Consider the following 5,545-nt stretch of genomic DNA (forward strand, 5'->3'; position numbering starts at 1 on the left):
AATGGTTGTCCGGCGGTGTCCTACTCTCCCACCCCGTCTCCAGGGCAGTACCATCGGCGCTGAGAGGCTTAGCTTCCGGGTTCGGAATGGGACCGGGCGTTTCCCTCTCGCCATGACCGCCGTAACTCTGTGAACTTGTCGACTCCATCGCGCACACACCGAGGTGGTGTGTGTGCGGGGTCGTTCGTTCAGAGCTGCACAGTGGACGCGTGTGTCTTCGACAGGACCACGGTTCGTGGTGTGAAGTGGGTTGTGTGGTCAAGCCCTCGGCCTATTAGTACCGGTCAGCTCCACACCTTGCGGTGCTTCCACTTCCGGCCTATCAACCCGCTGGTCTGGGCGGGGGCCTTACCCCATTGACTGGGTGAGAGACCTCATCTTGAAGCGAGCTTCCCGCTTAGATGCTTTCAGCGGTTATCCCTGCCGAACGTAGCCAACCAGCAGTGCACCTGGCGGTACAACTGGCACACCAGAGGTTCGTCCGTCCCGGTCCTCTCGTACTAGGGACAGCTCTTCTCAAGTCTCTTACGCGCACGGCGGATAGGGACCGAACTGTCTCACGACGTTCTAAACCCAGCTCGCGTACCGCTTTAATGGGCGAACAGCCCAACCCTTGGGACCTACTCCAGCCCCAGGATGCGACGAGCCGACATCGAGGTGCCAAACCATCCCGTCGATATGGACTCTTGGGGAAGATCAGCCTGTTATCCCCGGGGTACCTTTTATCCGTTGAGCGACACCGCTTCCACATGCCGGTGCCGGGTCACTAGTCCCAGCTTTCGCTCCTGCTCGACCCGTCGGTCTCGCAGTCAAGCTCCCTTGTGCACTTGCACTCGACACCTGATTGCCAACCAGGCTGAGGGAACCTTTGGGCGCCTCCGTTACATTTTGGGAGGCAACCGCCCCAGTTAAACTACCCACCTGACACTGTTCCTGATCCGGATCACGGACCGAGGTTAGACATCCAATTCGACCAGAGTGGTATTTCAACGGCGACTCCACGAACACTGGCGTGCCCGCTTCACAGTCTCCCACCTATCCTACACAAGCCGAACCGAACACCAATATCAAGCTATAGTGAAGGTCCCGGGGTCTTTCCGTCCTGCCGCGCGTAACGAGCATCTTTACTCGTAGTGCAATTTCGCCGAGCCTGTGGTTGAGACAGCTGAGAAGTCGTTACGCCATTCGTGCAGGTCGGAACTTACCCGACAAGGAATTTCGCTACCTTAGGATGGTTATAGTTACCACCGCCGTTTACTGGCGCTTGAGTTCTGAGCTTCGCCTTGCGGCTAACCCGTCCCCTTAACGTTCCAGCACCGGGCAGGCGTCAGTCCGTATACATCGTCTTACGACTTCGCACGGACCTGTGTTTTTAGTAAACAGTCGCTTCTCACTGGTCTCTGCGGCCACCCCCCGCTGCCCACTGCAAGAGTGATGACGGGAAGCGGCCCCCCTTCTCCCGAAGTTACGGGGGCATTTTGCCGAGTTCCTTAACCACAGTTCGCTCGATCGCCTCGGTATTCTCTACCTGACCACCTGAGTTGGTTTGGGGTACGGGCCGCTCGGAACTCGCTAGAGGCTTTTCTCGGCAGCATAGGATCATCCCATTCGCCTCATTCGGCTATGCGTCAGGCCTCACCCACATGTGGAACGGATTTGCCTATTCCACGGGCCACACCCTTGCACCGGTACTACCACTCACCGGTAGGACTACCTTCCTGCGTCACCCCATCGCTTGCCTACTACCAGTCCAGGTCCCGTGCTCCACCGGATCAGCCACAAGGGCCTCACCGGCTTCGGACGGTTAGTATCGCTGGGTTCAGCATGGGCGTTCCTTCGCGGGTACGGGAATATCAACCCGTTGTCCATCGACTACGCCTGTCGGCCTCGCCTTAGGTCCCGACTCACCCTGGGCGGATTAGCCTGGCCCAGGAACCCTTGGTCTTCCGGCGGGGGAGTTTCTCACTCCCCTCTCGCTACTCATGCCTGCATTCTCACTCGTGTGGCGTCCACGGCTGGATCCCTCCGCCGCTTCCACCGCCACACGACGCTCCCCTACCCACCCACACACCTGGCCGCCGGCCACAAGGACAGGCGACAGGCAACATGTGAGTGCCACGGCTTCGGCGGTGTGCTTGAGCCCCGCTACATTGTCGGCGCGGAACCACTTGACCAGTGAGCTATTACGCACTCTTTCAAGGGTGGCTGCTTCTAAGCCAACCTCCTGGTTGTCTCTGCGATCCCACATCCTTTTCCACTTAGCACACGCTTAGGGGCCTTAGCCGATGATCTGGGCTGTTTCCCTCTCGACTACGAACCTTATCGCCCGCAGTCTCACTGCCACGCTCTCACTTACCGGCATTCGGAGTTTGGTTGACGTCAGTAACCTTGTGGGGCCCATCGGCCATCCAGTGCTCTACCTCCGGCAAGAAACACGTGACGCTGCACCTAAATGCATTTCGGGGAGAACCAGCTATCACCGAGTTTGATTGGCCTTTCACCCCTACCCACAGCTCATCCCCCAGGTTTTCAACCCTGGTGGGTTCGGTCCTCCACGCGGTCTTACCCGCGCTTCAACCTGGCCATGGGTAGATCACTCGGCTTCGGGTCTAGAGCACGCGACTCACACGCCCTGTTCGGACTCGCTTTCGCTACGGCTACCCCCCACGGGTTAACCTCGCCACGTACCACTAACTCGCAGGCTCATTCTTCAAAAGGCACGCAATCACCGTGCACCCGAAGGTGCTGCGGCTCTCACGGCTTGTAGGCACACGGTTTCAGGTACTATTTCACTCCCCTCCCGGGGTACTTTTCACCTTTCCCTCACGGTACTCGTCCGCTATCGGTCACCAGGGAGTATTCAGGCTTAGCGGGTGGTCCCGCCAGATTCACACCGAATTTCACGGGCTCGGTGCTACTTGGGAAACACGCTCGGGAGGACGGCAGTTTTCGTGTACGGGGCTCTCACCCTCTACGGCGACCCGTTCCAGCAGGCCTTCCACTAACTGACCGTCTTTCTGACTCCCCGTACCCTCGGCAGAAGGTACTGAGCGGTCCCACGACCCCGCCTCCACAACGCCTGCCGGCTATCACATGGAAACGGTTTAGCCTCATCCGCTTTCGCTCGCCACTACTCACGGAATCACGGTTGTTTTCTCTTCCTGTGGGTACTGAGATGTTTCACTTCCCCACGTTCCCTCCACACGCCCTATGTGTTCAGGCGCGGGTCACACCACATGACTGGTGCGGGGTTCCCCCATTCGGACATCCTCGGATCAACGCTCGGTTGGCAGCTCCCCGAGGCTTATCGCAGCCTCCTACGTCCTTCATCGGCTCCTGGTGCCCAGGCATCCACCGTGTGCCCTTAACAACTTGGCCACACAAAACCTACAAACCACGAACCCCCACCCCGACCCTCCGACCCCACCAAGGAAGCCGACGACCCGGAGCAGAGCTCCGCGAACTGTTGAAGATGCTCGCGTCCACTGTGCAGTTCTCAACGAACGACCAACCACCCCCCACACGACCCCGCCAGCACCGTCACCCGACGGCCGATGCGAGACCAGGAGAGCCCTGGCACGAAGAAACCCCACCCCCCACCCGGACAACACCGGGCCGGACATGGGTCCGTTCCTTCAGGACCCAACAGCGTGCCTACGACCCCGGCCCGATCCCCCGACCCGCTTCCACACCCACCCCCCAAAGGGGACGGGCCGTACTAGGGGCCGGTGCATCACCGGCGGCCGAACTGGTCAGCGTTCCACCCTCGAGCACCATCCAGACGACCCGCGCCCACCCCACCACGGGGCCGGCGTCCTGTTCTGGCATGGCTCTGCACCGACCAGACGAACCTGGCCGGTGAGTTGCTCCTTAGAAAGGAGGTGATCCAGCCGCACCTTCCGGTACGGCTACCTTGTTACGACTTCGTCCCAATCGCCGATCCCGCCTTCGACGGCTCCCTCCACAAGGGTTGGGCCACCGGCTTCGGGCGTTACCGACTTTCGTGACGTGACGGGCGGTGTGTACAAGGCCCGGGAACGTATTCACCGCAGCGTTGCTGATCTGCGATTACTAGCGACTCCAACTTCATGGGGTCGAGTTGCAGACCCCAATCCGAACTGAGACCGGCTTTTTGGGATTCGCTCCACCTCGCGGTATCGCAGCCCTTTGTACCGGCCATTGTAGCATGTTTGCAGCCCTAGACATAAGGGGCATGATGATTTGACGTCATCCCCACCTTCCTCCGAGTTGACCCCGGCAGTCTCCCATGAGTCCCCACCATCACGTGCTGGCAACATGGAACGAGGGTTGCGCTCGTTGCGGGACTTAACCCAACATCTCACGACACGAGCTGACGACAACCATGCACCACCTGTGCACGGCCCTTACGGACCCCCCATCTCTGGAGGATTTCCGTGCATGTCAAGCCTAGGTAAGGTTCTTCGCGTTGCATCGAATTAAGCAACATGCTCCGCCGCTTGTGCGGGCCCCCGTCAATTCCTTTGAGTTTTAGCCTTGCGGCCGTACTCCCCAGGCGGGGCGCTTAATGCGTTAGCTGCGGCACGGAGACCGTGGAATGGCCCCCACACCTAGCGCCCAACGTTTACGGCGTGGACTACCAGGGTATCTAATCCTGTTCGCTCCCCACGCTTTCGCTCCTCAGCGTCAGTATCGGCCCAGAGACCCGCCTTCGCCACCGGTGTTCCTCCTGATATCTGCGCATTTCACCGCTACACCAGGAATTCCAGTCTCCCCTGCCGAACTCAAGTCCGCCCGTATCGACTGCAGGCCTGAGGTTGAGCCTCAGGTTTTCACAGCCGACGCGACGAACCGCCTACGAGCTCTTTACGCCCAATAATTCCGGACAACGCTTGCACCCTACGTATTACCGCGGCTGCTGGCACGTAGTTGGCCGGTGCTTCTTCTGCAGGTACCGTCACTTCCGCTTCGTCCCTGCTGAAAGAGGTTTACAACCCGAAGGCCGTCATCCCCCACGCGGCGTCGCTGCGTCAGGCTTTCGCCCATTGCGCAATATTCCCCACTGCTGCCTCCCGTAGGAGTCTGGGCCGTGTCTCAGTCCCAGTGTGGCCGGTCACCCTCTCAGGCCGGCTACCCGTCGTCGCCTTGGTAGGCCACTACCCCACCAACAAGCTGATAGGCCGCGGGCCCATCCCCAGCCGATAAATCTTTCCACCACCAGACCATGCGGTCAGCGGTCATATCCGGTATTAGCCCCAATTTCTTGGAGTTATCCCAGAGCCAGGGGCAGGTTGCCCACGTGTTACTCACCCGTTCGCCACTGATCCCCTCCGAAGAGGTTCACCGTTCGACTTGCATGTGTTAAGCACGCCGCCAGCGTTCGTCCTGAGCCAGGATCAAACTCTCCGTAGATGATTTGAAACCAGCTGAGAACCGCGAGCTGACACTCGCGATATCAATCAACCAAAGGAATCCCAGCACCACGAACCCGAAGATCCGCAGCACCCGGGGTATTACTTGGCACTGACTTTCGGCACGCTGTTGAGTTCTCAAGGAACGGACGCGC

The 5,545-nt window shown here is 59.6% G+C and carries 3 rRNA genes; all 3 read right to left on the minus strand.

The features are described 5' to 3' along the window. Positions 1–7 precede the first annotated feature (7 nt). Positions 8–124 (minus strand): 5S ribosomal RNA (gene rrf, locus ACI8AX_RS23480). Positions 125–254: 130 nt separating this feature from the next. Then, positions 255–3,378: ribosomal RNA gene (locus ACI8AX_RS23485) — 23S ribosomal RNA — on the minus strand. Positions 3,379–3,874: 496 nt separating this feature from the next. Then, positions 3,875–5,391 (minus strand): 16S ribosomal RNA (locus tag ACI8AX_RS23490). The 16S, 23S and 5S rRNA genes sit together here, the layout of an rRNA operon. Positions 5,392–5,545: the final 154 nt, after the last annotated feature.

The organism is Blastococcus sp. SYSU D00813, assembly GCF_054050735.1.